General features: G+C 71.3%; 21 protein-coding genes. 10 read left to right on the top strand and 11 right to left on the bottom strand.

Features of this window, described 5'->3' with window-relative positions:
- Positions 1 to 3 precede the first annotated feature (3 nt).
- Together alaS and ACF3NH_RS16515 are read left to right on the top strand one after the other, a co-directional pair.
- Entirely contained in the window at positions 4 to 2,652 is a 2,649-nt protein-coding gene (gene alaS / locus ACF3NH_RS16520) for an alanine--tRNA ligase (protein ID WP_422924238.1), read from the top strand.
- 7 nt (positions 2,653 to 2,659) lie between these two features.
- The gene (locus ACF3NH_RS16515) at positions 2,660 to 3,736 is read left to right on the top strand and encodes a DmpA family aminopeptidase (RefSeq protein WP_198364842.1); all 1,077 of its coding nucleotides are present in this window, start codon (positions 2,660 to 2,662) and stop codon (positions 3,734 to 3,736) included.
- 27 nt (positions 3,737 to 3,763) lie between these two features.
- Here the strand turns inward: ACF3NH_RS16515 and ACF3NH_RS16510 are convergent, their stop codons facing one another.
- Genes ACF3NH_RS16510 through ACF3NH_RS16500 form a run of 3 tightly spaced genes read right to left on the bottom strand, consistent with a single transcriptional unit; the run spans position 3,764 to position 7,001 of the window.
- On the bottom strand, positions 3,764 to 5,992 hold the full coding sequence (locus ACF3NH_RS16510; protein WP_422924236.1) for a glycosyltransferase family 4 protein: 2,229 nt from the start codon (positions 5,990 to 5,992) through the stop codon (positions 3,764 to 3,766).
- 44 nt (positions 5,993 to 6,036) lie between these two features.
- Positions 6,037 to 6,780, bottom strand: coding sequence for a tRNA1(Val) (adenine(37)-N6)-methyltransferase (locus ACF3NH_RS16505; protein ID WP_422924234.1), 744 nt, complete (start codon positions 6,778 to 6,780; stop codon positions 6,037 to 6,039).
- Positions 6,781 to 6,785: 5 nt separating this feature from the next.
- A complete protein-coding gene (locus ACF3NH_RS16500; RefSeq protein WP_198364845.1) occupies positions 6,786 to 7,001 on the bottom strand; it encodes a putative signal transducing protein in 216 nt (71 codons plus the stop codon).
- A gap of 157 nt (positions 7,002 to 7,158) precedes the next feature.
- Between ACF3NH_RS16500 and ACF3NH_RS16495 the strand changes: the two genes are divergently transcribed.
- The 3 genes from ACF3NH_RS16495 (at position 7,159) to ACF3NH_RS16485 (ending at position 9,481) form a co-directional block, all read left to right on the top strand.
- Complete coding sequence (locus ACF3NH_RS16495; RefSeq protein ID WP_198364846.1) at positions 7,159 to 8,184, top strand: polyprenyl synthetase family protein; 1,026 nt, start codon at positions 7,159 to 7,161, stop codon at positions 8,182 to 8,184.
- Between the two features lie 81 nt (positions 8,185 to 8,265).
- Complete coding sequence (locus ACF3NH_RS16490; RefSeq protein WP_198364847.1) at positions 8,266 to 8,949, top strand: GntR family transcriptional regulator; 684 nt, start codon at positions 8,266 to 8,268, stop codon at positions 8,947 to 8,949.
- A gap of 13 nt (positions 8,950 to 8,962) precedes the next feature.
- Positions 8,963 to 9,481: a cysteine dioxygenase family protein gene (locus tag ACF3NH_RS16485; protein ID WP_422924231.1), complete on the top strand. Its 519-nt coding sequence runs from the start codon at positions 8,963 to 8,965 to the stop codon at positions 9,479 to 9,481.
- 36 nt (positions 9,482 to 9,517) lie between these two features.
- Here ACF3NH_RS16485 and bfr read toward each other — a convergent pair whose 3' ends face one another.
- From bfr to recQ, 3 genes are all read right to left on the bottom strand, one after another.
- Positions 9,518 to 10,009, bottom strand: a complete 492-nt coding sequence (gene bfr / locus ACF3NH_RS16480) for a bacterioferritin (protein WP_198364849.1) — start codon at positions 10,007 to 10,009, stop codon at positions 9,518 to 9,520.
- Between the two features lie 102 nt (positions 10,010 to 10,111).
- A complete protein-coding gene (locus ACF3NH_RS16475) occupies positions 10,112 to 10,300 on the bottom strand; it encodes a (2Fe-2S)-binding protein (RefSeq protein WP_198365014.1) in 189 nt (62 codons plus the stop codon).
- Between the two features lie 60 nt (positions 10,301 to 10,360).
- A complete protein-coding gene (recQ, locus tag ACF3NH_RS16470) occupies positions 10,361 to 12,169 on the bottom strand; it encodes a DNA helicase RecQ (protein WP_422924228.1) in 1,809 nt (602 codons plus the stop codon).
- Between the two features lie 243 nt (positions 12,170 to 12,412).
- On the opposite strand from recQ, the gene ACF3NH_RS16465 reads away from it, so the two are divergent.
- From ACF3NH_RS16465 to ACF3NH_RS16450, 4 genes are all read left to right on the top strand, one after another.
- Positions 12,413 to 13,387 (top strand): Gfo/Idh/MocA family protein, encoded by a 975-nt coding sequence (locus tag ACF3NH_RS16465; RefSeq protein ID WP_422924226.1) that lies wholly within the window; start codon positions 12,413 to 12,415, stop codon positions 13,385 to 13,387.
- Between the two features lie 482 nt (positions 13,388 to 13,869).
- Complete coding sequence (locus ACF3NH_RS16460) at positions 13,870 to 14,271, top strand: MarR family transcriptional regulator (protein WP_198364852.1); 402 nt, start codon at positions 13,870 to 13,872, stop codon at positions 14,269 to 14,271.
- Between the two features lie 185 nt (positions 14,272 to 14,456).
- On the top strand, positions 14,457 to 16,811 hold the full coding sequence (locus tag ACF3NH_RS16455) for a xanthine dehydrogenase family protein molybdopterin-binding subunit (RefSeq protein ID WP_422924224.1): 2,355 nt from the start codon (positions 14,457 to 14,459) through the stop codon (positions 16,809 to 16,811).
- Positions 16,812 to 16,843: 32 nt separating this feature from the next.
- Positions 16,844 to 17,308 carry a GlcG/HbpS family heme-binding protein gene (locus ACF3NH_RS16450; protein ID WP_198364854.1) on the top strand — a complete coding sequence of 155 codons (465 nt, stop codon included), beginning with the start codon at positions 16,844 to 16,846 and terminating at the stop codon, positions 17,306 to 17,308.
- Between the two features lie 61 nt (positions 17,309 to 17,369).
- Here the strand turns inward: ACF3NH_RS16450 and ACF3NH_RS16445 are convergent, their stop codons facing one another.
- The 4 genes from ACF3NH_RS16445 to ACF3NH_RS16430 all read right to left on the bottom strand — a co-directional run bounded on the left by ACF3NH_RS16445 (position 17,370) and on the right by ACF3NH_RS16430 (position 22,484).
- Positions 17,370 to 17,705, bottom strand: coding sequence for an NIPSNAP family protein (locus tag ACF3NH_RS16445; RefSeq protein ID WP_198364855.1), 336 nt, complete (start codon positions 17,703 to 17,705; stop codon positions 17,370 to 17,372).
- A 45-nt stretch (positions 17,706 to 17,750) separates the two neighbouring features.
- Positions 17,751 to 18,986, bottom strand: coding sequence for an MFS transporter (locus ACF3NH_RS16440; RefSeq protein ID WP_422924221.1), 1,236 nt, complete (start codon positions 18,984 to 18,986; stop codon positions 17,751 to 17,753).
- Positions 18,987 to 19,065: 79 nt separating this feature from the next.
- Entirely contained in the window at positions 19,066 to 19,539 is a 474-nt protein-coding gene (locus ACF3NH_RS16435; protein ID WP_422924219.1) for a peroxiredoxin, read from the bottom strand.
- Positions 19,536 to 22,484: a bifunctional [glutamine synthetase] adenylyltransferase/[glutamine synthetase]-adenylyl-L-tyrosine phosphorylase gene (locus ACF3NH_RS16430; RefSeq protein ID WP_198364858.1), complete on the bottom strand. Its 2,949-nt coding sequence runs from the start codon at positions 22,482 to 22,484 to the stop codon at positions 19,536 to 19,538. Before ACF3NH_RS16430 ends, ACF3NH_RS16435 begins: the two co-directional genes overlap by 4 nt.
- A gap of 17 nt (positions 22,485 to 22,501) precedes the next feature.
- On the opposite strand from ACF3NH_RS16430, the gene ACF3NH_RS16425 reads away from it, so the two are divergent.
- Positions 22,502 to 25,726 (top strand): YhdP family protein, encoded by a 3,225-nt coding sequence (locus ACF3NH_RS16425; protein WP_422924217.1) that lies wholly within the window; start codon positions 22,502 to 22,504, stop codon positions 25,724 to 25,726.
- Positions 25,727 to 25,746: 20 nt separating this feature from the next.
- Here ACF3NH_RS16425 and tyrS read toward each other — a convergent pair whose 3' ends face one another.
- Entirely contained in the window at positions 25,747 to 26,973 is a 1,227-nt protein-coding gene (gene tyrS / locus ACF3NH_RS16420) for a tyrosine--tRNA ligase (protein ID WP_422924215.1), read from the bottom strand.
- Between the last annotated feature and the right edge of the window lie 27 nt (positions 26,974 to 27,000).

Here is a 27,000-nt window from a genome sequence, read left to right as displayed (position 1 = left end):
ACGATGACCAGCAGCAACGACATCCGGGCCACCTTCCTCGACTATTTCGCCCGCAATGGCCACACGGTGGTGGATTCCTCGCCCCTGGTGCCGCGCAACGACCCGACGCTGATGTTCACCAACAGCGGCATGGTGCAGTTCAAGAACGTCTTCACCGGACAGGAGCGCCGCCCCTACAGCCGCGCCACCACGGCGCAGAAATGCGTGCGCGCCGGCGGCAAGCACAACGACCTGGACAATGTCGGCTACACCGCCCGCCATCACACCTTCTTCGAGATGCTCGGGAACTTCTCCTTCGGCGACTACTTCAAGGAACAGGCCATCGAGCATGCCTGGACCCTGCTGACGCGCGACTTCGCGCTGCCGAAGGAGAAGCTCCTGGTCACGGTCTTCTCCGAGGACGAGGATGCGGCGGCGCTGTGGCGCAGGATCGCCGGGCTCGGCGACGAGCGGATCATCCGCATCCCGACCAGCGACAACTTCTGGCGCATGGGCGATACCGGCCCCTGCGGCCCCTGCTCCGAGATCTTCTACGACCACGGCCCCTCCATCCCCGGCGGGCCGCCCGGCAGCCCGGACGAGGACGGCGACCGGTTCATCGAGATCTGGAACCTGGTCTTCATGCAGTATCTCGAGGAGCCGGCGGGGACGCGAAACCCGCTGCCGCGCCCCTCGATCGACACCGGCATGGGGCTGGAGCGCTTCGCCGCCATCCTGCAGGGCAAGCACGACAACTACGACACCGACACCTTCCGCGCCCTGATCCTGGCGAGCGCCGAGCTGACCGGGCAGGCGGCGGACGGGCCGTTCAAGGTCAGCCACCGCGTCGTCGCCGATCATCTGCGCTCGGGCGCCTTCCTGATCGCCGATGGCGTCATGCCGTCGAACGAGGGGCGCGGCTACGTGCTGCGCCGCATCCTGCGCCGCGCCATGCGCCACGCCCATCTGATGGGCGCGAAGGAGCCGCTGCTGCACCGCCTGCTGCCGGTGCTGGTGCGGCAGATGGGCGCCGCCTATCCCGAGCTGGTCCGCGCGGAGGCGCTGATCGGCGAGACGCTGAAGCTGGAGGAGACGCGCTTCCGCAGCCTGCTGGAGCGCGGCCTCGGCCTGCTGGCGGAGGAAAGCGCACGACTGGGGGAGAAGGGCACGCTGCCGGGCGATGTCGCCTTCCGCCTCTACGACACCTTCGGCTTCCCGCTCGACCTGACGCAGGACGCGCTGCGCGGCGAGGGCAAGGCGGTGGACGTGGCCGGCTTCGAGGCCGCGATGGCCGAGCAGAGGCAGCGCGCCCGCGCCGCCTGGGCCGGCTCCGGCGAGGCCGCCACCGAGACGCTCTGGTTCGACCTCAAGGAGCAGCTCGGCGGCGCCACCGAGTTCCTGGGCTATTCCACCGAGAAGGCCGAGGGCGAGATCCTGGCGGTGGTGTCCGAGGGCCGGCTCGTCGGGCGCGCGGGTCCGGGCAGCGAGGTCGCGGTGGTGCTGAACCAGACGCCCTTCTATGCCGAGAGCGGCGGCCAGGTGGGCGACAGCGGCGTCATCACCGGCACGGATGGCCTGCGCATCGCCGTGCGCGACACGCAGAAGAAGCTCGGCCTCTTCGTGCATCTCGGCACGGTCGAGGCGGGAGAGGCGGAGCCGGGCCGGGCGGTGGTGGCCGAGGTCGAGCACGGGCGCCGCGGCGCCATTCGCGCCCACCATTCCGCCACCCACCTGCTGCATGAGGCGCTGCGCCGCCGCCTGGGCGACCATGTCGCGCAGAAGGGCAGCCTGAACGCGCCGGACCGCCTGCGCTTCGACGTGTCCCAGCCGACGCCGATCGGGCCGGAGGACCTGGCCTGGGTCGAGGCCGAGGTGAATGGCCGCATCCGCGAGAACGCCGAGGTGGTGACACGGCTGATGACGCCCGAGGCGGCGGTGGCGGCCGGCGCCATGGCCCTGTTCGGCGAGAAGTATGGCGACGAGGTGCGGGTGGTCGGCATGGGTTACGATCCGGAGGCCACGGCCCGGCACGGCGTCTATTCGCTGGAGCTCTGCGGCGGCACGCATGTCCGGCGGACCGGTGATATCGGCCTGTTCAAGATCGTCTCCGAGGGCGGGGTTTCCGCCGGCGTCCGCCGCATCGAGGCGGTGACGGGCGCCACCGCCCTGGCACTCGTGGAGCAGGCCGAGAAGACCCTGCGCGAGGCGGCCGCGACGCTGAAGGTGTCACCGGCCGAGCTGCCGGCGCGGATCGTGGCGCTCACCGAGGAGCGGCGGCGGCTGGAGCGTGATGTCGCCGAGCTTCGCAAGCAGCTGGCCACCGGTGGCGGCGCCGCCGCGGCGGAGGAGGTGGGCGGGCTCAGGCTCGCCGCCCGCAACCTCGGCGACGTGCCGCCGCGCGACCTGAAGGGCCTGGCCGATGCCATCCTGAAGTCCGGCGCGGCCGATGTCGTGGCGCTGGTCTCGACGGCCGAGGGCAAGGCGAGCATCGTGGTGGGCGTGGGCGAGGCGGCCCGGGGGCGCGCGGATGCCGTGGCGCTGGTGCGGGCCGGCAGCGCGGCGGTCGGCGGCAAGGGCGGCGGCGGCCGCCCCGACATGGCGCAGGCCGGCGGCCCCGACGTGGCCCAGGCGGATGCGGCGCTGCAGGCCATCCGCGCCAGCCTGGCCGGCTGAGGGTGCGATGACGGAGCGGTGCCGGGCGCGCGATCTCGGCCTGCGGCCCGGCATCTTTCCGCCCGGGCCGCTCAACGCCATCTCCGACTGCACCGGTGTGCGCGTCGGACAGGTGACGCGGATCGAGGGCGACGGGCTCCGCAGCGGCGTCACCGCCATCCTGCCGCACGGGGGCAATCTCTATCAGGAGCGCGTTCCGGCCGGGCTGTCGGTGATGAATGGCTACGGCAAGCTCGCGGGCGCGACCCAGCTGCGCGAGCTTGGCGAGCTGGAGACGCCGATCGTGCTGACCAATACTCTCGCGGTCGGGCGCGCCGTGGAGGCCGTGGTGGACTGGACGCTGCGTCAGCCGGGCAACGAGGCCGTCCTGTCCGTCAACGCCCTGGTGGGCGAGACCAATGACGGGCGGCTGAACGATATCCGGGCCCGGGGCGTCACGGCTGCCGATGTGTTCGCCGCGCTGGAGTGCGCCGTCGAGGGTCCGGTCGCGGAAGGCAGCGTGGGGGCGGGCACGGGGACCCTGGCCTTCGGCTGGAAGGGCGGCATCGGCACCGCCTCGCGCCGGCTGCCCGGGGCGCTGGGCGGCTTCACCCTGGGCGCGCTGGTGCAGAGCAACTACGGCGGCAACCTGACGATGGACGGCGTGCCCGTCGGGCGCGAACTCGGCCGCTTCTATCTGCGCGACCATGCCGATCGTGGTGACGCCGATGGCTCGGTCATGGTGGTGCTGGCGACCGATGCGCCGCTCTCGGACCGCAATCTCTCCCGCCTGGCGCTGCGCGCCATGGCCGGGCTGGCGCGCACCGGCGCGGCCTTCTCCGACGGCTCGGGCGACTATGCCATCGCCTTCTCGACCCATCCGGAGGTGCGGCGCGGTCAGGAGCGGGTGCCGGACTGGCCCAATGCGCGCATGTCGCCCCTCTTCGTGGGCGCGGCCGAGGCGGTGGAGGAGGCGGTGCTGAATTCCCTGCTGATGGCGACGACCGTGGAGAGCCGCGACCCGCTGAGCGGACGCCGCCGGCGCGGTGAGGCCATCGACCTCACCGCGCTGCGCGAGGTCCTGGCGCGGCACGGACGCCCCTGACGGCGCGGTCTCCCGCGCCTTCCCCTCTCAGGCCTCCGGCTGGGCCGGGGTGTGGCTCTGGCTCTCCAGATAGGCCAGGCGCGCGACCAGGTCGTCGGCGCGGCAGATCATGAAGCCGAGCAGGCAGAAGCTGCGGCCGTCCTCGGCCGCGGCCTCCGTTTCGAACTCCACCTCCAGCAGGCCGCCATCGCGGGTCTCCGGCAGGTCCAGCATGACCGTGACCTGCTCCCCGGGACCGGGCTCGATGGTGAAGCGCCGCGTCACGGCACCGGTGGCGCAGAGAAGGGCGGGCAGGCCGCATCCCGGGGCCGGCTTCAGCTCGAGATAGAGGCGCAGGGCCGCGTCGGAGCCGGCCGGAGCCAGGGGAAGGCGCAGGCCCACCGCCGCATTCCCGGCCCAGGCACCCTCCTCCGACAGCGCATGCCAGCCGGCCCCGCTGAGCGTCGCCGCCGCGCTGGCCAGATGCAGGTCCGGCCGGTCCAGCATGCTGCGGCGGACGGCATAGCGCCGCGCCAGCTCGATCGGGGCGCGCCGGCCGGCTTCCGGGCCGGGCTGGCGCGCCAGGCCGCGGGTGGCGTCGAGGACCTGGTCCTTGATGGCGCTCCAGCTGCGCGGGCGTCCCCTCTCGCGCGCCTTCTCCTCCTGCGCGGCGCGGAACTCGGGATCGAAGATCAGCGCCTCCAGCTTCGACTGGAGGTCCGGCAGGCTCTGCGGCGTGAAGTAGAGGGCGGCCTCGCCGCCGGCCTCGGTCAGGGCGGAATGGCCCGCGGTGAGCACCGCCTTGCCATGCGCCAGCGCCTCGGTGATGGGCAGTCCCCAACCCTCGTAGTGGCTGTTGTAGACCGAGAAGAGGCAGTGCTCGTAGAGCGCGTCCAGCTCCAGGTCGGAGATGCGCGACAGGATCACGACGTGTCGCTGAAGCTCCGGCGCGTTGCGCAGCAGGGCGAGCGCCGCCTCCGCGTGCCATCCCGCCTTGCCGACGCAGACCAGGCGCGGCACGCGGGCGCGGCCGTACTGCCGCAGAAGGGCCAGCCAGGCGTTGAACACCAGGAGGTGGTTCTTCCGGCTCTCGATGGTGGCGACGAAGAGAACGTAGGGCTCGCCGGGCCGCAGGACACGCAGCGCCGGCATCGCCGTGTCGCCACGGGCCGGCATGGCCTCGCGCGGGTCGCCATCCAGCCGGATGACTTGGCCCGGCAGGTCCAGCCCCGGCATCAGCCGCTGCAGCTGGTGCCGCACGTCGCGCAGCGTGTTCTCCGAATTGCAGAGCAGGCCATGCGCGTGCAGGCCCAGCGCGCTGAACCAGCGGGCATAGTCCTGCACCATGGTGTGCAGGCAATGCTCCGGCACGACGAGGGGCACGCAGTCGTGCACGAAGGGGACGTAGCGCACGCCATGGCGCCGCTGGATCTCGCGCAGCGCCCGGAAATAGTCCGGAAAGCCCCAGGAATTGCCCAGATTGACCAGCAGGGTGCCCGCCGGGAAGGCGAGGGCGGGCGCGCGTCCCACGGCCTCGCGCAGCGTGTCCCGCGCCAGGGTCCAGTCCGGGTCCTCGGTGTCGGATCCGCTGGCCGCCAGTTCGCAGAGCGTGGCGAATCGCGCGGGCTCGACAGCGTGCCAGCAATGCTGCGCCGGATCGTAGGAGACGAGGGCGATCTCCACCCCCTCGGGGAGCGGCTCGCCAAGGGCACGGCCGAGAATGCTCATCTGGACGCGCTGGATGCCGGTCGGCGTCCGCGCGCCATTGAAGTAGTCGAGCACGTCCGTGACATCGAAGGCGAGCTGATGGACCTGATCCGACAGGGTCTCGGCCTGTCCGTCGGGCTCCGGCAAGGCGGGGGCGGGCGGCTCCTCGGTCAGCCACTCGGCGCTGGCGGAGGCTTCCTGCCAGGCGTCGGGATTCTCCGGGTCCAGCGAAAGCGCGCGGGCATAGGCCTCGGCGGCCTCGTGCCGGAGGCCGAGCAGCTTGAGCGCGTGGCCGAGCTGCAGATGGAGATCCGCATCCTCGGGCGCCAGCTCCAGCGCCGCCTTGTAGCGCTCCAGCGCCGCCGCGACGCGCCCCGCCTCCTTCAGGCAATGCCCTTCCTGAACGATCAGCGACCAAGCATCCGGCCGCAGCGTGACCACGCGGGCGTAGAGCCCCGCGGCTTCCTCCCAGGCGCCGAGGGCGCGATGGGCGTCGGCGACCGCGAGCAGAGCGTCTGGATCGTCCGATCCGCCAGGGGTGAGCGTCAGCTCGGAGGAAGCATGATCCATACAGTCCTCACCGCGAGAAAGGACGGGAGCCCCACGCTCTCCGATCAACTCCAAGTAACGGGTAAGGCATCTCTCAGCAACCGTTCGGCAGCGGGACTCCAGCCGTCACCCTCATGCAAGGCGATCCCCGGCAGGATACGGTCCGGTCCCCGGCCGAGCCGTCGGCCCTGGACCAGCGCACGCCGCGCGGCCTGCCCGTCGCGGGGCCAGAGCGGCAGCAAGGCCAGGCTCCCGCACCGCGCGCCCCGCAGGGCCTCCGCCCCGGCGAGAGCCTGCTCGGCGGGCAGGACCAGGGTGAGGCTGCCGTCGCGGCGGAGCGGCCGTGCCAGCGCCTGGGTCCAGGCGGCGAGGTCCGGCCCCATGGCCTGATGCGTCGCGCCCGCCCGCAAGGCTCCGGGCGGGATCGTGCCGGCGGGCCAGTAGGGCGGGTTGGCCATGGCGTGATGCACGGGCGGCAGGGCCCGCGTCAGCGCGCGGTCGGCGATATCGCCGGTCAGCACCGTCAGGCGCTCCGCGACGCCATTCAGGGCGGCATTGTCCCGCGCCAGCCCGGCCAGGTCCGGATCCCGCTCGATGGCGTAGACCGTGATGTCCGGTACGCGCGCCATCAGGCAGAGGGCAACGGCGCCGCTGCCGCAACCGCCCTCGAGCACGATGTCCCCGGGTCGCGCGGGGATGGCGGCGGCCAGCAACACCGCGTCCAGCCCGGCGCGCAGCCCGCCGCGCGGCTGGCGCAGCCGGACCCGGCCGTCGAGCAGGCCATCCAGCGTCAGGTCGGCGGCATCCATGAGCCTCAGTCCGCGACCTCTTCGCCCGCCTCGCGCAGGACCCGCCGGGCCCGGCCATAGGCGTCGTCAGCGACAACCAGGCGGCGGGGAAAGGCGCCGATGCCGCCATGCAGCGCGCTGACATGGCCATCCAGCACCAAAACCTCGATGCCGGCATCGCGCAGCAGGGCCGCCAGGAAGGACAGGCGAACGGGATCGGGGCTCTCCGCCAGGACCTGCACGGCGACGGTCTCCCTGTTGCATCCCGCTCCCGCGGCGTGGGCTTCCGGCCGGCGACGGGCCGGCGGGGGGCGGTGCCTTGCTGGGCCCCATCCCCGTAGCTATGGTGCGCGTCCCAGCGAAGAGGTCAATGGTCGCGTGAACTTTCCGGACGCACCGATGCGCAGCCGTACCGAGGCATCCGTCACGCCCGCGACCCGGGATGGCGAGGATGCGCTGACCGCGCTGGTCGGGCTTGTGGGCGAGGATCTGCAGGCGTGCAACCGGCTGATCGTCGAGCGCATGCAGAGCCCGGTGCATCTGATTCCGCAGCTGGCGGCGCATCTCATCGCCGCGGGGGGCAAGCGGCTGCGTCCGCTGCTGACCCTGGCCGCCGCGCGGCTTTGCGGCTACCGGGGCGAGCGGCATATCGGCCTCGCCGCCTGCGTCGAGTTCATCCACACCGCCACGCTGCTGCATGACGACGTGGTGGACGAGAGCGAGCTGCGCCGCGGCCAGGCCAGCGCCAATGCCATCTTCGGCAACAAGGCCAGCGTGCTGGTGGGGGACTTCCTCTTCGCCCGTGCCTTCCAGCTGATGGTGGCCGACGGCTCGCTCGAGATCCTCGACATCCTGTGCAGCGCGGCCGCCACCATCGCCGAGGGCGAGGTGTTGCAGCTCGTCATCCAGAACGACACGGCCTCGACCGAGGCGCAGTATCTCGAGGTGATCGAGGGCAAGACCGCCGCGCTCTTCGCCGCCGCGACCAAGGTGGGCGCCGTGGTGGCCGACCGGCCGCGCCACGAGGTGACGGCGCTGGAGAGCTATGGCCGCAACCTCGGTATCGCCTTCCAGCTGGTGGATGACGCGCTGGACTATTCGGCGCAGCAGGAGCGGCTGGGCAAGACCGTCGGCGACGACTTCCGCGAGGGCAAGATCACCCTGCCCGTGCTGCTCGCCTTCGCGCGGGGCGATGCCGCGGAGCAGGATTTCTGGCGCCGCGTACTGGAGCAGCGGGAGCAGGGCGAGGACGATCTCCGCCACGCCCTGGGCCTGATGCAACGCCATCGCGCCATCGAGGACACCATCGCGCGGGCGCGCCATTATGGCGATCTGGCGCTCGCCGGCCTGGAGCCCTTCGCGGAGGGGGCGGAACGGCGCGCACTGGCGGGCATCGTCGAATTCTGCATCGCGCGGGCGCGCTAAGAGGTCCACCCGACCCTTGCGGCCCTCGGCCGCCTTGTGCGAATGTCACTGACATGTCAGTGACATTTGGATTGATCCGCGATGAGTGTTCTGCCGCCCCTTGAGCCGCCCGCCTCCCTGACCGGGCAGGCGGTGGCGGCCTTGCGCCGCGAGATCCTGACCACACGCCTGCTGCCGGGCGCCAGCCTCAGCGAGGCGAGCGCGGCGCAGATGCTGGGACTGGGCAAGGCGCCCGTGCGCGCCGCCCTGGCGCGGCTGGCCGAGGAGGGGCTGGTGCAGGCGGTGCCGCGGCGTGGCTGGATCGTCTCGCTGGTGACCATCCGCGATATCCACGAGGTCTTCGGCCTGCGGCTGCTGCTGGAGCCGGAGGCGGCGCGGCGGGCGGCGGGGCGGGTGGACGCAGCGCTGCTGCGTCGCCTCGATGCGGTCTGCGCCTGTGGCTACCAGCCGGAGGATGAGGACAGCACGCATGCCTTCCTCGACGCCAACAAGGCCTTCCACGTCACCATTGCCGAGCTCTCCGGCAACGGGCGCCTGGCGCGGCAGGTCGACCGGCTGCTGGACGAGAGCACGCGGATGCTGGCCCTCGGCCTGCGGCGGCGCGACCGCACCGGGGAGATGGCGCATGAGCACCACCAGCTGATCGAGGCGCTCGCCCTGGGTCATGCGGAGGAGGCGGCGCGCATCATGCGCGGGCAGGTCGAGGCCTCACGCCGGATGGTGCTGGATGCGCTGATCGAACCCGATTCCGCCCTGTTCATCTGAGAGGGAGCCGGACATGTCCTACATCTCCAAGGGATCCGCGCTGCGCGCCATGCTGCGCGACATCGCCACCGCCGTCGCGGGCGATCCCGACGGGCGCCCGCGCCGTGTCGCGGAGGCCCTGCGGCCCTTCCTGAACGATCCGCTGCTGCTGGCCGGGCTGGACTGCGCCTCGCGCCCGGAAGGCTATACGCGACATCTGCTGCAGGCCGACCCGGACGGGCGATACGCCGTCGTCGCGCTGAGCTGGCGGCCGGGGCAGATGAGCCCGATCCATGCGCACCGCACATGGTGCAGCTTCGGCGTGCACCGGGGCGTGCTGACGGAGGGATATTATCGCGGCGTGGAGGAGGGGCACCCGGCGCAGACGGCGAGCCTGCTGCACCGCCCGGGCGCCATCGTTCATGGCGCGGCGGACCCGGCCGCGGCGCACCGGCTGGCCAATCTGGATGGAGAGGAGGCCCTCTCCATTCATGTCTACGGCGCGGCCTTCGAGCGCTTCGGCCAGGACGTCAATCTGGTCTACGCCGCCTGACGGAGGGCGGCGCGGCCTGGTCCGTCCTGTGCCGGGTCAGTCCTTGTGCTGGTCGGGCGCCGCGTCGCTGTTGAGCGTGATGTACTTGGGCAGGCCGATCTGCTTGATCAGGTCGAACTGCGTCTCCAGGAAGTCGGCGTGCTTCTCCTCATCCGCCAGGATGCGCAGCAGCAGATCGCGCGAGACGTAGTCGCGCACGCTCTCGCAATGGGCGATGCCATCGCGCAGGTCGTTGATCGCCTTCTCCTCGATCTTCTGGTCGCAGCGCAGCACCTCCTCGACATTCTCGCCGATGAGGATCTGGTTCAGGCGCTGCACATTCGGCAGCCCGCCGAGAAAGAGAATGCGGTTGATGAGGTCATCCGCATGCTTCATCTCCTCGATGGACTCGGCATATTCGTGCTTGCCGAGCTTGGTCACACCCCAGTTATCCAGCATGCGGGCATGCAGGAAATACTGGTTGATGGCCGTCAGCTCGTTGGTGAGCTGAGTATTCAGATACTCGATGACCTTCGGATCGCGCAGCATGACGGAACTCCGTGCCTGGAACTTTCAGGCGCGGAGGTTTAGCGATCCGCTGAACTCAGTCAAGTTGTTGTTTTTGCTTGTGAATGAGACTGAGAGACGATCTCAGTTGCCACCCAGCGCGGATTGTTCCGCGGGCTGATCGCGGAGGATGGAGAGCATGGTGCCTGTGCAGCAGCCGCACTGCGCGTTGCAATTGCAGGCGGCATAGACCTCTTTCGGACGGCGCGCGCCCTCGGCGATGGCGGAGCGGATCCGCGCGTCGGTGAGGCCATTGCAGATGCAGACATACATGAGGCAGGCACCACGGCTGTCGATTTGCAATTGATAGACGCTCGCAAACCGATCTGCAAGTCATTCGCAGTCTCGCAACACCGCCAGAACGGCCTTGCCGTAGCGCTCCAGCTTGGTGGCGCCGACGCCGGGAATGGTCCCGAGCGCGGCCAGATCGGCCGGGCGAAGCGCCGAGATCTCCGCCAGCGTGCGGTCCTGGAAGATGACATAGGCCGGCACGCCCTGGGCGGTCGCGGTCCGGCGGCGCCAGTCGCGCAGCGCGCTGAAGCAGGGATCGGCCGTCATGGCCGGGCCCGCCTGGCTCTTGGTGGCCAGCCGGCCGGCCGGCGGCAGGACCAGCTCCTCCCGGAGCATGATCGAGGCCTCGCCCTTCAGGACGGGGCGGGCGGCCTCGGTCGGCACCAGCTCGCCGTGATTCTCCACCGCGACATCGAGCACGCCCTGCGCGACGAGTTGCCGCGCGACGCCCCGCCAGGTGGCTTCCGGCAGGTCCCGCCCGACGCCGAAGGTGGGCAGCTGGTCGTGCCCGAACTGGGTGACCTTGGCGGTGCTGCGGCCCTGCAGCACATCGACCACATGGCCGAGGCCGAAGCGGCGGCCGGTGCGCAGCACGGCGGAGAGCAGCTTCTGCGCCGCCACCGTGCCGTCGAACAGCCGTGGCGGGGCCTGGCAGATGTCGCACTGGCCGCAGGCTTCCGGCGCGGCCTCCCCGAAGCAGCGCAACAGGATCTGCCGGCGGCAGGTGGCGGCCTCGGCGATGCCCACCATGGCGTCGAGGCGCTGCCGCTCCACCCGTTTCTGCTCGTCGGCGGCGCCGCTTTCGCCGATGCGGTGACGGGCCAGCGCGATGTCGCCCGCGCCGTAGAGGAGGAGGGCCCGGGCCGGCAGCCCGTCGCGTCCGGCGCGGCCGATCTCCTGGTACCAGCTCTCGGGGCTGCGCGGCAGGTCGGTATGGGCGACGTAGCGTACATCGGGCCGGTCGATGCCCATGCCGAAGGCAATGGTCGCCGCCATGATGACCGCATCGCCCCGGGCGAAGCGGCGGTGGGCCTCGCGTTTCTCCCGCGGCTCGAGCCCGGCATGGAACACCAGGGCGTCGTGCCCGTCCTGCCGCAGCCAGTCCGCCGTCTGCTCGGCCTTCCGCCGCGTGCCGCAATAGATCAGCCCGGCGCCGCTGCCGTCGCCGGCGGTGGCGATGAAGCGACGGAGCTGCGTGCGCTCCTGCTCGCGGGGCTGGGCGGCGATGTGGATGTTGGGCCGGTCGAAGCTGGCACGGAAGAGGGGGCTTTGCTCGAGCCGGAGCTGGCGCTGGATGTCCAGCACCGTCCGCGGGTCGGCGGTGGCGGTCAGGGCGAGCCGCGGCACTTCGGGGAAGCGTTCGGCGAGCACCGGCAGGGCGCGATACTCGGGGCGGAAGTGGTGCCCCCATTGGCTGACGCAATGGGCCTCGTCGATGGCGAAGAGCGCGATCCGCATCTCGTCCAGCCGCGCCAGCGTGGCCTCGTTGGTCAGCCGCTCGGGCGAGACGTAGAGCAGCTTCAGCTGGCCACGGTTGAGCTCCCGCCAGACGCCGCGCGCCTCATCGGGATCGAGCTCGGAATGCAGCGCGGCGGCGGCGATGTCCTGCTGGCGCAGCGCCGCGACCTGGTCCTCCATCAGCGCGATGAGCGGCGAAACCACGACGCCGAGGCCCGGGCGGCACAGGGCGGGAACCTGGAAGCAGAGGCTCTTGCCGCCGCCGGTCGGCATCAGCACCAGGCCGGATCCGCCGGCGACGGCGTGGCGCACCACCTCTTCCTGCATGCCCCGGAAGCCGCCATGGCCGAAGACCTGATGCAGGACTTCAAGCGGGTCGCGCGGCGGGGTCATGATGCGGCAGGGGTCCGTTTGGGCATGAGGCGGCGACCGTCACGGCGGGGCTGCGAGAGACCCGGTCAGCCTTGGGGGAGCGGGGGAAGTAGCGGCTGAGGGGGCCAGGGGGCAAGTCCGCACCGCTCCGAAGCGCGCGGCGGGTCGTGCGGACATGACGCAGAAACGCCCTGTTTTGGGGGTGGTGGGCGGCAAGCGTCAGCATTACTGTCCCGCCCCTTTCAGGGAGCTCGCCGCGACGTCATGGGCGCCATCACACTGGGTATCGTCGGTTTCGGGGTCATGGGCGAGCGCCTGGCGGGAGCGGCCCTGTCGCATCCCGATATCCGGATCGCGGGCGGCTGGGACCCCTCGCCGCGGGCGGCCGCGCGCTGGAGGGAGGTGACGGGGGCAGCCCCCTTCCTCCCCGATGCCGATGCGGTGATCGAGGCCTGTGACGTTCTCTATATCGCGACACCGCCGGCCGCGCATATTCCGCTCGCGCGCCGCGCCTTCAAGGCCGGGAAGGCCGTGTTCCTGGAGAAGCCGCTGGCCACCGACCTCGACGAGGCCGCGGCCTTCGTCGCCGAGGCTGAGGAAGGCCGGGCCCGGGCGGCCGTCAACTTCCCCATGGCGTCCTCTCCCGCCGTCGAGCAGGTGAGTCGCTGGCGCCGGGATGGCCATGTTGGCGCGCCCCTGCGGCTCGACATCGTGACGGACTTCGCCCGCTGGCCGCGCCATTGGCAGGCTGCCGCGGCGCCCTGGCTGGCGCGGCGGCAGGAGGGAGGTTTCACGCGGGAGGTGCTGTCCCACTTCCTGTTTCTTGCACTGCGGCAACTCGGCCCTCTCGCCGTCGTTTCGGCAGCGGTAGCATACGGAGATGACGATGCGGCGGAGACCGCCATGGCCGCCGAATTGCGGGCGGGGGAGATCCCTCTCTCCGTCTCGGGCACGGTCGGCCGGATCGCGGAGGACGAGCAGCATTCCTGGACCTTGAGCGGCGAGGCCGGCGCCATCCGCCTTCGGAACTGGTCCCTGGCGGAACGTCTCCAGGATGGGAGCTGGCAACCCGCCGCGGAAGCGCTGTCCAACGCGGAAATGCGACCGCTGGTCCTGCAACGGCAACTGAGCAAGCTGCGGGCGCTCGTCGAAGGCAAGCCGCAGGATCTCGCCACCCTGCGCGAGGCGTTCGAAGTACAGGCGATTGTCGAGCGGATACTGCGAAATGGAGCCATGTGAACCGAAGACGGGTAGTAATCGGTATTTACAATCGGAAAGAAGATTCTTCGGGCCGGGACTGACGGCGTGGAAAGCGGGACAGCATGCTGTTTCCATGAGGATGACGACAACGCCGCATGGAGATCGGCAGACTGCTGTGCTCCACTGGAAGCTGGCGGCGAAGTCCTGATCCGACTCCCTTATCGTAATGATTTCCGAGGGGCGGTTACGTTTCGTCGCTGGACAGTTTGGTTGCCAATATTATTAGATGGACGCGTCGAATGGGCTTTCGATTCCCGTCCTCCGAGCGAGGCGCCGCGCCGCGACGTCTGGCTCCATGAGCAACGGAGCAGAAGCATATCCCGCTGACCGAGACAGGCACCGTTATGGATCTGCCCGGTAGGATTTTTTCACATTCGAGACGACGACACTGCGCGCGAACCGCCGATTTCACATAAAAGTGATGTGGCGGTCCAGTCAGCCAAGAGAAGGAGAAGTGGAACATGGCAGTTCAGAATGCCCCGGAGCAGCTTTTAGGCATCCTGCGGGATACTGTCGTGTCTCTGGTGCGCAGGGACGGTCATGACCTGTCCGCCCGCCAGCTTGGCGTTTTCCTGACCGTCTATCTCTCCGACAATCCGCATACCGTCCGTGGGCTGGCCGCGACCCTCAACGTGTCGAAACCGGCGATCACCCGCGCCCTCGACCGCCTGGGCGAACTCGATCTCGCGCGCCGCAAGACCGATCCGCAGGATCGCCGCAGCGTGTTGATCCAGCGCACCGTCAAGGGTGCCGCCTTCCTGCGGGAGTTGCGAGGCATGATGGTCGAGGCCGACTCCACGGCCCGGACGCTGACCCCCTCCAAGCCGGCCAATTCGGAAGAGCTCGCCCGTAAGGCAGTGTGATGCCAAAATGAGATATACAATCCAGGGTTGTATTCTGATCCTGGATTATCGTGCCGGGGTAGGGATGCCGGGGTCGATCGTCCCGCCCGCACCCCGGCGTGCATTATCCTGCCTTCCGAGGCTCGCGCTGCGGCCCGGATGCTTTTAGGCTCCCTGGCTTCCCGCCCTGCCACGGAGCACGCTGCATGCCGGATTCCCTTCCGCTTTCCCCTTCCGGAATGAAGTTCGGCGTCGGACAGGCGGTGCCGCGGAACGAGGACCCGGTCCTGCTGCGGGGCGAAGGCCGGTACACCGACGATCTGCAGCGGCCGGGCCAGCTCTGGTGCGTCATGGTCCGCAGCCCCTACGCGCACGGCGTGCTGCGTGGGCTGGATGTGGAGGCTGCCCTGGCCACGCCGGGTGTGGTGGCGGTGTATACCGGGCGGGACCTTCAGGCCGCCGGCTTCGGCACGATGCGCTGCACTCTGCCATTGCCCGGCCTGATCAATGTCGAGCGCCCCGCCCTGGCGCTGGATCGTGTCCGCTTCGTGGGCGATCCCATCGCCTGCGTGATCGGCGAGACCCGGGACGCGGCGCGGGACGGCGCCGAGGCGGTGTTGCCGGACATCGACACCCTGCCCGCCGTCACCGAGGCCGCCGCCGCCGCCGCCCCGGAGGCACCGCTGCTCTACGAGCATGTGCCGGGCAACCAGGTTCTCGACTTCCATTTCGGCGACAGGGAAAAGGTGGAGGCGGCCTTCGCGGGCGCGGCGCATGTCACGCGTCTGCATCTGCGCAACAACCGCATCGTGGTCTGTGCGATGGAGCCGCGCAGCGCCATCGGCGAATACGACGAGGCGACCGGCCGGTACACCCTGCATGTCGGCAGCCAGGGCGTCTTCGGCCTTCGCAACCAGATGGCCAACGACCTCCTGAAGGTGCCGACGGAGAAGCTGCGCATCCTGACCGGCAATGTCGGCGGCAGCTTCGGCATGAAGGCCTCCGCCTATCCGGAATATGTCTGCCTGCTGCATGCGGCGCGGCAGCTGGGCCGGCCGGTGAAGTGGACGGATGAGCGCACCGGCAGCTTCCTGTCGGATTGCCACGGCCGGGATCATGAGGTCAGCGCCGAGCTGGCGCTGGATGCCGAGGGCCGCTTCCAGGCGGTGCGCCTGACCACCTTCGCGAATATGGGCGGCTATCTGAGCACCGTCGGCCCGCTGATGGGCACGATGAACTTCGTTCGCAACATCCAGAGCAACTACGCGACGCCGCTGATCGAGGTGGCGACACGCTGCCTGCTGACCAACACCACGCCCGTCTCGGCCTATCGCGGCGCCGGCCGCCCGGAAGGCAACTACTTCATGGAGCGGCTGATCGAGACGGCCGCGGCGGAGATGGGCATCGATGCCATCGAGCTGCGCCGCCGCAACCATATCCGGCCCGAGCAACTGCCCTACAAGGCGGCCTCCGGCTCCAGCTACGACAGCGGCGAGTATACCGCCGTCCTCGACAAGGCGCTGCGGGAAGCGGATTGGGAAGGTTTCGCGGCGCGCAAGGCGGCGAGCGCGGCGCGCGGGCTGCTGCGCGGGCGCGGCATCGGCAACTTCCTCGAATGCACGGCGCCGCCGGCCAAGGAGATGGGTGGGATCCGCTTCGAGGCCGACGGCACCGTCACCATCATCACCGGCACCCTGGACTACGGCCAGGGCCATTGGACGCCCTTCGCCCAGGTGCTGTACCAGGCGCTCGGTATCCCCTTCGAGCGTATCCGGCTGCTGCAGGGCGATTCGGATGAGCTGATCGCGGGCGGCGGCACCGGCGGCTCGAAATCGCTCATGGCGTCCGGCGCGGCGATCATCGAGGCCTCGGCCAAGGTGGTCGAGAAGGCGCGCCGCGCCGCCGCGCATCTGCTCGAGGCGGCCGAGGCCGATATCGAGTTCGAGCCCCATGCCGAGGGCGGCGCGCGCCTGCTGATCGCCGGCACCGACCGCGGCATCAGCCTCATCGACCTGGCCGCGCGCCTGCGGGACGGCGGCGCCCTGCCGGAGGATGTGCCCGGAAGCCTCGATGTGAGGCATGTCTTCGAGGAGGCGCCGATGGCCTATCCGAATGGCTGCCACATCGCCGAGGTGGAGGTGGACCCCGAGACGGGCATGGTGCGGATCGACCATTATGTCACCGTCAACGATTTCGGCGTGGTGGTGAATCCGCTGCTGGTCGAGGGGCAGGCGCATGGCGGCATCGCCCAGGGCATCGGCCAGGCGCTGATGGAACGGACCGCCTATAGCGAGGACGGACAGCTGCTCTCCGGCTCCTACTCGGATTACGCCGTGCCCCGCGCGGGCGATTTGCCGAGCTTCGCCTTCCACAGCCATGCGGTGCCGGCCAAGACCAACCCGCTGGGCGCCAAGGGCTGTGGCGAGGCCGGCTGTGCCGGTTCGCTGCCGGCGGTGATGAATGCGCTGGTGGATGCCTTGTCGGAGCGCGGCGTGCGCCATATCGACATGCCGGCCACGCCCGAGGTGGTGTGGCGCGCGCTCCAGGAAGCGGCGGCCTGATACGCCGCCGCGCAACACGTGGAAGGTAGGACATGCCCAATCCCCCGACCGGCTTCGCGCCCGGCATCGCGCTCGACGTCGCCTCGCGCATCGGCGAGGCGGCGCTGGCCAAGGGCCGCGCCCTCGGCCTCGCGCCCCTCACGGTGGTGGTGCTGGACCAGGCCGCGCAGCTGAAGCTCCTGCTGCGGGAGGATGGCGCCAGCCTGCTGCGCCCCGATATCGCCGCGGGCAAGGCCTTCGGTGCCATGGCGCTGGGCTTCGGCGGGCGTGAGCTGGCGCGCCGCTCGGCCAAGATGCCGGGCTTCATGAACGCCTTCTCCGACCTGTGCGGCGGCCGTGCGGTGCCGGTGCCGGGGGGCGTGCTGGTGCGCGATGCCGGGGGGACGGTCCTCGGCGCGGTCGGCATTTCCGGCGATGCCTCGGACAAGGACGAGGTCTGCGCCGTGGCGGGCATCGAGGCGGCCGGCCTCATCGCCGACACCGGCGACCCGGAGTGACGCGCGCCCCGGCCGCCAGAGGCGGCCGGGACCTCAGCCGCGGCGCGTCCGGCGCCCGGCTTTAGGCGCCCTGCCGCAGGGGCGCGGGCGCGAAGGCCACCGGCGTCATCAGCCGGTTCTCCTGGCTCACCAGATAGCCCGCCTCGGCGCTGAGGCGCAGGTAGTTGATCCAGTCGGGGTCCGCCTGCATGGCCGCGCGCTTTGCCGCGCGGTCGGCGGCGTCGGCATAGGCCCAGATGTGGACATAGGTGTTCACATTGCCCGTCTCCGTCGTCAGATAGGCGACGGGCATGCCGAGATGCCGGGTCTGCGCGGCCCAGCCGTGCTTCTCATAGATCTCGAGATGCTTCTTCAGCGTGCCGGGCCGGCAGACATAGGTGCGGTGGTCGAGGAGCATTCTCGCGGTTCTCCGGAAGCGTAAGTGAAGAGGGGCTTGGCGTCCTCAGGCCGGCCGCGCGAGCGGCTGGATGGCATCCCGCACCGGCAGGTGCACCAGCGCGGCGAAGACGCCGGCCAGGATGCTGATGATCCACATCAGGTCATAGCTGCCCGTCCGGTCGAAGATCACCCCGCCCAGCCATGCGCCGGTGAAGCCGCCCAGCTGGTGGCCGAGGAAGACGAGGCCGTAGATCGTGGCCAGCCAGCGCGTGCCGAAGTTGCGCGCGCAGAGCGCGACGGTGGGCGGCACGGTGGACAGCCAGAGCAGGCCCATGAGGGCGGAGAAGACCAGGATGGTGCCGGTGGTCTTCGGCGCCAGGAAGAACACCACCATCAGCGCCGCGCGCGCGCCGTAGATGCCGACCAGCAACTCCCGCCGCCGCCACTTCTGTGTCAGCTCGCCCGAGATCAGCGAGCCGGCGACGTTGAACAGCCCGATCAGGCTCAGCGCGCCGGCGCCGACATAGAGCGGCAGGTGGCAGCTGGCCACGAAGCCCGGCAGATGCACGGTGAGAAAGCTGACGTGCAGCCCGCAGACGAAGAAGCCGCTGAACAGGCACCAGAAGGAGGTGCTGGTGAAGGCGCGGCGCAGGGCGCGGCCGGCGCCTTCCTCCTCGGCCGCCAGGGCGGCCTGCGGCCTCGCCTTCGGACTGTCCCGCAGCGGCAGGGCCAGCGGCACCATCGCCAGCGAGACGGCGGCCATGACCAACAGCGCCGCCTGCCAGCCCAGGCTGGCGATGCCGACGCTCGCCAGTGGCACCACCAGGAACTGGCCGAAGGAGGAGCCGGCGGTGCCGAGGCCGGTGGCGCGGCCGCGGTGCTGCTCGGGCAGCAGGCGGGTGAGGCTGGCCATGATGACCGGCATCCCCGCGGCCGAGACGGCGACGCCCATGATCAGGCCGGCGAAGACGGTGAAGACCGGCATGCCGTCCGAGAGCGCCATGCCGAGGAGGCCGATCGTGTAGAGCAGCGCGCCGCCCATCACCACCACACGGCCGCCGAAACGGTCGGCCAGCTGGCCGCAGAGCGGCTGCGACAGGCCGTTGACCAGCACCTGGATCGCGATGGCGAAGGCGAAGCCGCTGGCGGTCCAGCCATGCGCCGCCGTCATCGGCGCGAGGAAGAGCCCGAAGGATTGCCGCAGCCCCATGGCCAGGGCGGCGGCCAGCACGGCGCAGAAGATCAGCGCGGGGACGGGGGAGGGGCGGAGGTCCTGGCCGGGCCCCGGCTGTGTCGGCATGGTTGTCCTTCCTCCCTCGCGGGCCAGCATGAACGGGGCGCCGCGCGGCGACAAGAGGCACGTCCGGCGGCGCCGGGCATCAGGGGCGTGGCAGGGCGGCGGCCGCCTCCAGCACCGCCCGGGCATGGCCCGGCACCTTCACCTTGCGCCAGATCCGCGCGATCCGCCCCCCGGCGTCGATGAGGAAGGTGGCGCGATCCATTCCCATGTACCTGCGGCCGTACATGGACTTCTCGATCCAGGTTCCATAGGCGGCGGCTATCTGCTTCTCCGCATCCGAGGCGAGAGGGAAGCTCAGCCCGTACTTCTGGGCGAATTTCTCGATGGGCGGCATGGGATCGGGCGAGACGCCGATCACCTCGAGCCCGCCGCGCTCCAGCGCCGGCAGGGCCTCCTGGAAATCGCAGGCCTGGCGCGTGCAGCCCGAGGTGTCGGCCTTGGGATAGAAGTAGAGCACGAAGGGCCTGCCCCGCATGGCGGCCAGGGAAACGGTCCGTCCGCCACTCGCCGGCAGGGTGAAATCCGGCGCCGGCAGACCTTCCTCGACACTCATCCCGATTCTCCGGTGAGCCGGCCCAGGCGGCGCTCGAAGATGGCCCGCACCTGCCCGGCGTGATCCTGCATCATGTGGCGTAACGCCGGCAGGTCAATCGCGCCCCTGCCGAGCAGTGGCGTGGTGGCGTGCAGCAGGGCCGCGGCCGTCGGCGTCGGCAGTTCCGCCTGGCGCCAGCGTCCGACGGTGAGGCGGAGCAGACCCAGGATGGTGCGCCACAGGCGATCCGCGGCGATCAGCCGCTCCGCCTCCTCCGCCGGCAGCAGGCGGGCCCGGGCGAGGCGGGACAGTGCCTCGACGGTGGTGGGGGAGAGGATGCGCGGATGCTGCGCGGCATGCGCCAGTTGCAGCGCCTGGGCGATGAACTCGACCTCGATCAGGCCGCCGGCCATGGCCTTGACGTCCCAGGGCCCATCGGCGGGCAGATCGCGCAGCATGCGGCGGCGCATGGCCACCGCGTCGGCGATGGCGGCATCCCCCGCATGGGCCAGCACCGCCTGCCGGATCGCCCCGCCGATGCGCCGCCGCAGCGCCACGGGCCCGGCGACGCAACGTGCCCGGGTCAGCGCCATGCGCTCCCAGGTCCAGGCGCTCTCGTCGTGGTAGCGGCGGAAGCTCGACAGCGAGGTGGCGACCGGCCCCTTGTTGCCCGAGGGCCGCAGCCGCATGTCCACCTCATAGAGCTTGCCCTCCGCGCCGGGCGCGGTGACGGCCGCGATGACCTGCTGCGCCAGCCGGCTGAAATAGGTGCTGGCCGGCAGGGAACGGGCGGCGCCGGTGCTGCCCTCGGCCTTTTCCGGATGATCGTAGATCAGCAGCAGGTCGAGATCGGAGGCCGGCAGCATTTCCCGCCCGCCCAGCTTGCCGAGGGCGACCACCGCCAGGGAACCGCCGCGGACGCGGCCGAAGCGCGCCGAGAAATCCGCCACGACATGCGGCAGCAGGGAGGAGATGGCGGCCTCCGCCAGATCGCTGCGGGCGCGCCCGGCGTCGTCCGCGCCGATGGCGCCTTCCAGGGCGGCGGCGTCGATCTCGAACTTGCCTTCCGTCACCAGGCGCCGGGCGCCGTCCAGCGCCTCCTCGACGTGCCGCGCCCCGCCCACCAGCCCCGGCAGCATCGCCGCCGCGCCGCCCGGCCCGCCGCCGCCCAGCAGGCCCTCCAGGGAGGAGGGCGTATAGGCCAGGTGGTCCCCGAGGGCGGGGGCCGCGCCGAGGATGCCGGCGATGCGCTCCAGGAGCGCCGGGTTGCGCTGGAACAGCGACAGCATGTGCACCCCGGCCGTCATGCGCGAGAGCACCATGTCGAAGCGCGAGAGCACCGCGTCGGGCTCGCGCTGCGCCGCGACGGCGTTGACCAGGCCCGGCAGCATGCTCGTCAGCAGTTCCCGCGCGCGCTCGCTGCGGGTCGCGCGCGGACGTCCGAGATGCCAGGCCCGCAGGGTCGCCGCCGCCTTGGCGGGGTCGGAGAAACCGAGTTCCTCCAGGGCATGCAGGGTTTGCGCATCCTCCGGGCCGGCGGTGAAGTCCGGGCCCGCCGCCGCCTCGGCCCGTGGCAGGCTCGGCCGCCGGTCCTCGAACATCTCGGCATAGACATGTTCGACGCCGCGCAGGTGATCGATCAGCGCGGCGCGGAAGGCGTCGGCATCGGGGAAGCCCATGAAGCTGGCGATGCGCGCCAGATTCTCCTCATCCTCCGGCAGCCGTTGGGTCTGCCGGTCGGCCACCATCTGCAGCCGGTGCTCGACATTGCGCAGGAAGACATAGGCATCGGCCAGGCGGGAGGCCGCCCGCCGGTCGATCTTGCCGGCCATCGTCAGGGCGGCGAGGGCACCGAGCGTCGTCGGATCGCGCAGGCCGGGATCGCGGCCGGCCCAGATCAGCTGCAGGACCTGGGCGATGAACTCGATCTCGCGGATGCCGCCGCGGCCGAGCTTCACGTCATGCCCGGCGACCTGCACCTCGGCATGCGCGCCGCGCCCCGCATGGGCGGCGTGGATCTGGCGCTTGATGCCGTGGATATCGGCGATCATCGCGAAATCCAGATGCCGGCGCCAGACGAAGGGGCGGATCTCGGCCAGGAAGGCCTCGCCCAGCGCGCGGTCCCCGCCGACGGGCCGGGCCTTGATCATCGCCGCCCGCTCCCAGTTCTGGCCCATCGATTCGTAGTAGGTGATGGCGGTCGGGATGCTGACCGCGAGCGGCGTGGCCGCCGGGTCGGGGCGCAGGCGAAGGTCGGTGCGGAACACATAGCCTCCCGCCGTCCGCTCCTCCATCAGCGTCACGAGATCACGCGCGATGCGCACGTATAGGGCGCCGGCGCGTTCCTCGTGATAGGCTGCGGCCGTCGGCTCGTAGAGCACCATCAGGTCGATATCGGAGGAATAGTTGAGTTCACGCCCCCCCAGCTTGCCCATGCCGAGGATGACGAGGCCTGAACCGCGCGCGACCTCCCTCGGCTCATGGCGGCGGGCGCGGGGCAGGCGCAGTTCCTGGCGGGCGGCGGCCTCGCGCAGCAGATGGGCGCAGGCGTAATCGATGGCCGCCTCGGCCAGGTCGGAGAGCGCGCCCGTCACCTTGTCGAGCGGCCAGAAGCCCGTGAGGTCGGCCGCCGCGATGACCAGCGCGGCCTGGCGCTTGGCCTGTCGCAGCTGCGCCGAGACGGTGGCCCGCGTCGCGGACGGATCGGCGCGGCGCAGGGGCAGGAGAGCGTGGGCCAGGGCGTTGTCCGGCCCGTCGCGGCCGAATCTGAGCAGGATATCGCTCTCGCGCTCCGCGAGGTCGGCGAGATAGGGGCTGTGGCCTCCCAGCGCCGCCAGCAGGGCGCGGCCGGAGCCGGAGCCGGCGTAGTCACTCTCCGCGGCGCCACGCGCGGCGAAGGCCTCGGTCAGTGCCTCCGCGGCTGGCTTGTCGAAGGCGGGCGGCAGCAGGCTGGATGTCTGGGACATGATGCGGAAGCCAATCCATGCGCCCGCTGACCGGTCAAGTGCTGCGTTGCGGCGGCCTCCTCCTGCGCCTGCTGATGGCTGTCGCGCTGCTCGCCGGGCTGGGGACGGCGGCGCTGGGATGGCGCCTTTCACAGGGGCCGCTGCACCTGCCGGCCCTGGCGCGGGCGCTGGAGCGCGCCGTGCCGCCGCCGGCCGAGGGGCAGACACTGAGCATCGGCGACGCGGCCATCGCCTGGCACGGCTTCCGCGAGGACCGGCAGGCGCCGCTGCAGCTGCGGCTCACGTCGGTCCAGCTGCGCGATGCCGCGGGCTCGGTGCGGCAGGAACTGCCGGATGCGACGGTGAGCCTGGCCCTGGGCGAACTCCTGCGCGGCCGGCTGTCGCTGTTCCGCATCGCCATCCAGGCGCCCAGCATCGTGCTGGAGCGCGACGAGACGGGCGGTATCGCCCTCGCCATGGGACGGCTGCGGCAGGAGGATCCTCAGCCCGCGGAAGCCACGCCGCCGGCAGCGGCGGATGCTCCCGGGGGCGGCCTGCTCGGCGATCTTCTCGATTCCCCGCGGCACGGAGAGCGGGAGACCTGGCTCGGCGCGCTCAGGGAAGTCGATATCCAGGAGGGGCGCCTGACCATCCTGGACCGTCAGCTCGGCCTCGTCTGGCGGCTGGAACAGGTGGACCTGGCGCTGCGGCGCGGGGCCGCCGGGCGCATGACCCTCGGTGGTACGGCCGCCCTGCGCCTGCCGGGCCAGGGGAAGGGCATGGAGGTCCGGCTGAATGGCGCGGTGGAGGGGGCGGGGCCGACGCTCTCCGGTGAGATCCTGATCCCGAGGCTGGAACCGGCCCGACTGGCCGGGCTGATCCCAGCCCTGGCGCCGCTGGCGCTCTTCGATGCGCCCCTCGCCGTCAGCCTGTCCGGCCGTTTCGATGGCGGCGCGCGGGGCGCCGAGCCGCAGCTGCGCCTCCAGGTCGACAGTGAGGGCGGGCGCTTCACCGCGCAGAAGCTCCGCGTCGGCTTCGCCAGCCTCCATCTGGATGCGACCGGGTCGCCGACGGCGTTGCGGCTGGAGAAGCTGCGCCTGGTCCCCGCCGCGGCGGACCCCGGTGCCGCTCGCGCCAGGGGGCGGCCGCCGGTGCTCGAGGCCAGCGGCGAGGCCCGTCTGCAGGACGCGGCCTGGATTGGCTCGCTGATCTTCGGCCTCGACGCGGTGCCGGCGGCGGATCTGGGCGACTACTGGCCCGCGGGGCTGGCCGACGGCGCGCGCAAATGGCTGGTGGAGAACCTCACCGGGGGCGAGCTGCGCGACGGACGCTTCACTCTGCGGGCCGAGGCGGGCGCCGACCTGTCCGGCCTGCGCGTCACCCGGCTCGATGGCACGATGCAGTTGCAGCGCGGCAGGGTCCACTGGCTGCGGCCCATTCCGCCGCTGGAGGAGGTGGAGGCGCGCGCCGAGTTCGGCCTCGACGAGATCCGCATCCAGCTGGCGGGCGCTCGACAATCCGGCACCGCCCTGAGCAGCCCGGGCGCCACCATTCGCCTGCTCAATCTGGACGCCGGCCAGGAACAGGCCGAGATCGAGGCGCAGCTGCGGGGCCCCGTGCCGGATATCGTCGCGCTGATTCGCCATCCCCGCCTCAAGCTGTTCGAGAACCGGCCGCTGGACCTGAAGCAGCCCGGCGGCCAGGTGGAGGGCGTGCTGCGGCTCGGCCTGCCTCTCCTGGCGGACATTCCGAACGAGGCATTGCGCGTGCAGGCGCAGATGCGCATCACCCAGATGCGGCTGTCGGACGTGCTCATGGGCAAGCGGCTGGAGCGCGGCACGGCAGAGCTGACCGTCGACACGGCGCGGCTGAAGGCCAGTGGAGAGGCGCAGCTCGCCGGCATCCCGACACAGCTGAGCCTCGAGATGGACTTCCGGCCCGGCAATGCCGCGCAGGTGGTCGAGCGCTACCGCGCGGAGGCCCGGCCGGATGCCAGCCGCATCGCCGAGTTCGGACTGGACCTCGAGGGCTTCGTCAGCGGCCCGGTGGGCATCCGCGCCCTGGTGGAGCGCCGGCGCAGCGGCGAGAGCCGCGTCAGTATCGATGCCAATCTGCGCGACAGCCGCATGACCCTGTCGCCCTTCGCCTGGCAGAAGGCGCCGGGCACGCCGGCGGCGGCGCAGGCCGAGCTGGTGGTGGATCACGAGAACCTGCGGGCGGTGGACCGGTTCCAGGTCGAGGCACCGCAGCTTCGGGCCAGGGGCAAGGTCGGCTTCTCCGCCGGCAACCGGCTGGAGCGGGTCGATATCGCCGAGGCCCGGGTGCAGGACAGCCGCTTCACGGCCGAGGCGAGGCCGCCGGCGCAGGCGGGCGCGCCCTGGCGCTTCCGCGCCTCCGGCCCGGTGCTGGACCTCGGCCCCGCCCTGGCCGCCAATGCCGCGGCGGATGGCGGCGCGTCCGACACGCCCGCGACCGGACCCTCGGTCTCCGTGGAGGCGCAGTTCGACCGGGTGCTGCTGGGCGGCGGCCGCAGCCTGGCCGGCATTCAGGGCCGGGTGACGGCCGATCCGCGCGGCGTGCTGCGCGAGGCCCGCATCGCCGGCCAGGCCGGGCCGGGGGGGGCCTTCGATGTCACCGTGCTCCCCCAGGGCGGCGGCCGGAGCCTGCTGCTCAACGCCGCCGATGCGGGCGCATTGCTGCGGGCTTTCGACATCCTCGATCAGGTCGAGGGTGGCCGGCTCGCCGTGAACGCCCGATGGGACGGCAACAGGCCGGGCGCCACCCTGACCGGCACCGCCGAAATGGCGGATTTCTCGGTGCGCGAGGCCGAGGGGGTCGGCAAGCTGCTGCAGGCGCTGACGGTCTACGGCATGTTCGACGCGGTGCGCGGGCCGGGCCTGAGCTTCTCCCGCCTGGAAGCGCCCTTCCGCCTGACGCCGCGCAGCCTGATGGTGGATGAGGCGCGCGCCTTCTCGGCCTCCCTGGGTGTCACCGCGCGCGGCACCATTCCGCGCCAGGGCGGCGCGATCGACCTGGAGGGCACCATCGTGCCCGCCTATGTGCTGAACTCGCTGCTGGGGCAGATCCCGCTGCTGGGGCGGCTGTTCAGCCCGGAGCGCGGCGGCGGCCTGCTGGCCGCGACGTGGCAGATGCAAGGGCCGGTGCAGGACCCCTCGGTTTCGGTCAACCCGCTCGCGGCGCTGACGCCCGGCTTCCTGCGGGGCATCTTCGGCGGCGGCACGGCGGGCAACGCGCAGCGCTGACCGGCCCCGCGCCGGGCCGCTCAGCCCGGCGCGCGCACCAGGACGTGCCGCTTGCGGCCGGCGGACAGCTTGGCCGCGCCGTCCCGCAGATCCGCCTCCGTCACCACCAGGGCCTCGTCGGAAACCGGCGCGTCGTTCAGGCGCAGGCCATTCTGCCGGACGAGGCGGCGCGCCTCGCCCTTGCTCGCGGCTAGGCCCGCCTGCACCGCGAGGTCGATCAGGGCGGCCGGCAGGCTGGCGGTGATGCCGGGCAGGGTCGCGGCGGCCTCGCCCTCCTCGAAGGCGCGGCGCGCGGTCTCGGCCGCGGCCTCGGCGACGGGGCGGCCGTGCAGCAGGGCCGTGGCCTCGGTGGCCAGGATCTTCTTGCCCTCATTGATCTCCGCCCCGCCCAGCGCGCCGAGGCGCCGGACCTCCGGCATCGGCAGTTCCGTGAACAGGCCGAGGAAGCGCCCGACATCCGCGTCCTCCGTGTTGCGCCAGAACTGCCAGTAGTCATAGGCCGGCAGGCGGTCGGGATTGAGCCAGACGGCGCCACCCGCGGTCTTGCCCATCTTGGTGCCGGAGGCTGTGGTCAGCAGCGGGGTGGTCAGGCCGAAGACCTCGGCGGCGTCGATGCGCCGGTTCAGCTCGACGCCCATGACGATGTTGCCCCACTGGTCGGAGCCGCCCATCTGCAGCGCCACGCCATGGCGCCGGCGCAGCTCCAGGAAGTCGTAGGACTGCAGCAGCATGTAGTTGAATTCGAGGAAGGAGAGCGGCTGCTCGCGCTCCAGCCGCAGGCGGACGCTGTCCATGGTCAGCATGCGGTTGACGCTGAAGTGGCGGCCGACGTCGCGCAGGAACGGGATGTAGAGCAGGCTGTCGAGCCAGCGCGCATTGTCCAGCATGATGGCGTCGGACGGCCCCTCGCCGAAGCGGAGAAAGGCGTCGAAGGTCTTGCGGATGCCGGCCTTGTTGGTCTCGATCTGCGCGTCCGACAGCAGGGGGCGCGCATCGTCGCGGAAGGAAGGATCGCCGATGCGGGTGGTGCCGCCGCCGAGCAGCGCCACGGGACGGTGGCCCATCCGCTGCAGCAGGCGCAGCATCATGATGGACAGCAGATGGCCGACATGCAGGCTGTCCGCGGTGCAGTCGAAGCCGACATAGGCGGAGAGGGGCCCCTGCTGCATGCGCGCGGCGAGCGCCGCCTCGTCCGTCACCTGGTGGATGTAGCCGCGCTCGCGCGCGGCCTGCAGGAACTCGTCCATCGTCGCTCTTGTCCGTTCTGACCGCCC

Origin of the sequence: Pseudoroseomonas sp. WGS1072, assembly GCF_049340465.1 — a bacterium.
Lineage (GTDB): Bacteria > Pseudomonadota > Alphaproteobacteria > Acetobacterales > Acetobacteraceae > Pseudoroseomonas.
Note: the sequence above shows the minus strand (reverse complement) of the source record. Positions and strands in the feature narration are given on the sequence as shown.

Bases quoted from the DNA above. Each gene is read 5' to 3' on its own strand.
- alaS (WP_422924238.1), top strand. From the start codon at position 4: ATGACCAGCAGCAACGACATCCGGGCCACCTTCCTCGACTATTTCGCC.
- ACF3NH_RS16515 (WP_198364842.1), top strand. From the start codon at position 2,660: ATGACGGAGCGGTGCCGGGCGCGCGATCTCGGCCTGCGGCCCGGCATC.
- ACF3NH_RS16510 (WP_422924236.1), bottom strand. From the start codon at position 5,992: ATGGATCATGCTTCCTCCGAGCTGACGCTCACCCCTGGCGGATCGGAC.
- ACF3NH_RS16505 (WP_422924234.1), bottom strand. From the start codon at position 6,780: ATGGATGCCGCCGACCTGACGCTGGATGGCCTGCTCGACGGCCGGGTC.
- ACF3NH_RS16495 (WP_198364846.1), top strand. From the start codon at position 7,159: ATGCGCAGCCGTACCGAGGCATCCGTCACGCCCGCGACCCGGGATGGC.
- ACF3NH_RS16490 (WP_198364847.1), top strand. From the start codon at position 8,266: ATGAGTGTTCTGCCGCCCCTTGAGCCGCCCGCCTCCCTGACCGGGCAG.
- ACF3NH_RS16485 (WP_422924231.1), top strand. From the start codon at position 8,963: ATGTCCTACATCTCCAAGGGATCCGCGCTGCGCGCCATGCTGCGCGAC.
- bfr (WP_198364849.1), bottom strand. From the start codon at position 10,009: ATGCTGCGCGATCCGAAGGTCATCGAGTATCTGAATACTCAGCTCACC.
- ACF3NH_RS16475 (WP_198365014.1), bottom strand. From the start codon at position 10,300: ATGTATGTCTGCATCTGCAATGGCCTCACCGACGCGCGGATCCGCTCC.
- recQ (WP_422924228.1), bottom strand. From the start codon at position 12,169: ATGACCCCGCCGCGCGACCCGCTTGAAGTCCTGCATCAGGTCTTCGGC.
- ACF3NH_RS16465 (WP_422924226.1), top strand. From the start codon at position 12,413: ATGGGCGCCATCACACTGGGTATCGTCGGTTTCGGGGTCATGGGCGAG.
- ACF3NH_RS16460 (WP_198364852.1), top strand. From the start codon at position 13,870: ATGGCAGTTCAGAATGCCCCGGAGCAGCTTTTAGGCATCCTGCGGGAT.
- ACF3NH_RS16455 (WP_422924224.1), top strand. From the start codon at position 14,457: ATGCCGGATTCCCTTCCGCTTTCCCCTTCCGGAATGAAGTTCGGCGTC.
- ACF3NH_RS16450 (WP_198364854.1), top strand. From the start codon at position 16,844: ATGCCCAATCCCCCGACCGGCTTCGCGCCCGGCATCGCGCTCGACGTC.
- ACF3NH_RS16445 (WP_198364855.1), bottom strand. From the start codon at position 17,705: ATGCTCCTCGACCACCGCACCTATGTCTGCCGGCCCGGCACGCTGAAG.
- ACF3NH_RS16440 (WP_422924221.1), bottom strand. From the start codon at position 18,986: ATGCCGACACAGCCGGGGCCCGGCCAGGACCTCCGCCCCTCCCCCGTC.
- ACF3NH_RS16435 (WP_422924219.1), bottom strand. From the start codon at position 19,539: ATGAGTGTCGAGGAAGGTCTGCCGGCGCCGGATTTCACCCTGCCGGCG.
- ACF3NH_RS16430 (WP_198364858.1), bottom strand. From the start codon at position 22,484: ATGTCCCAGACATCCAGCCTGCTGCCGCCCGCCTTCGACAAGCCAGCC.
- ACF3NH_RS16425 (WP_422924217.1), top strand. From the start codon at position 22,502: ATGCGCCCGCTGACCGGTCAAGTGCTGCGTTGCGGCGGCCTCCTCCTG.
- tyrS (WP_422924215.1), bottom strand. From the start codon at position 26,973: ATGGACGAGTTCCTGCAGGCCGCGCGCGAGCGCGGCTACATCCACCAG.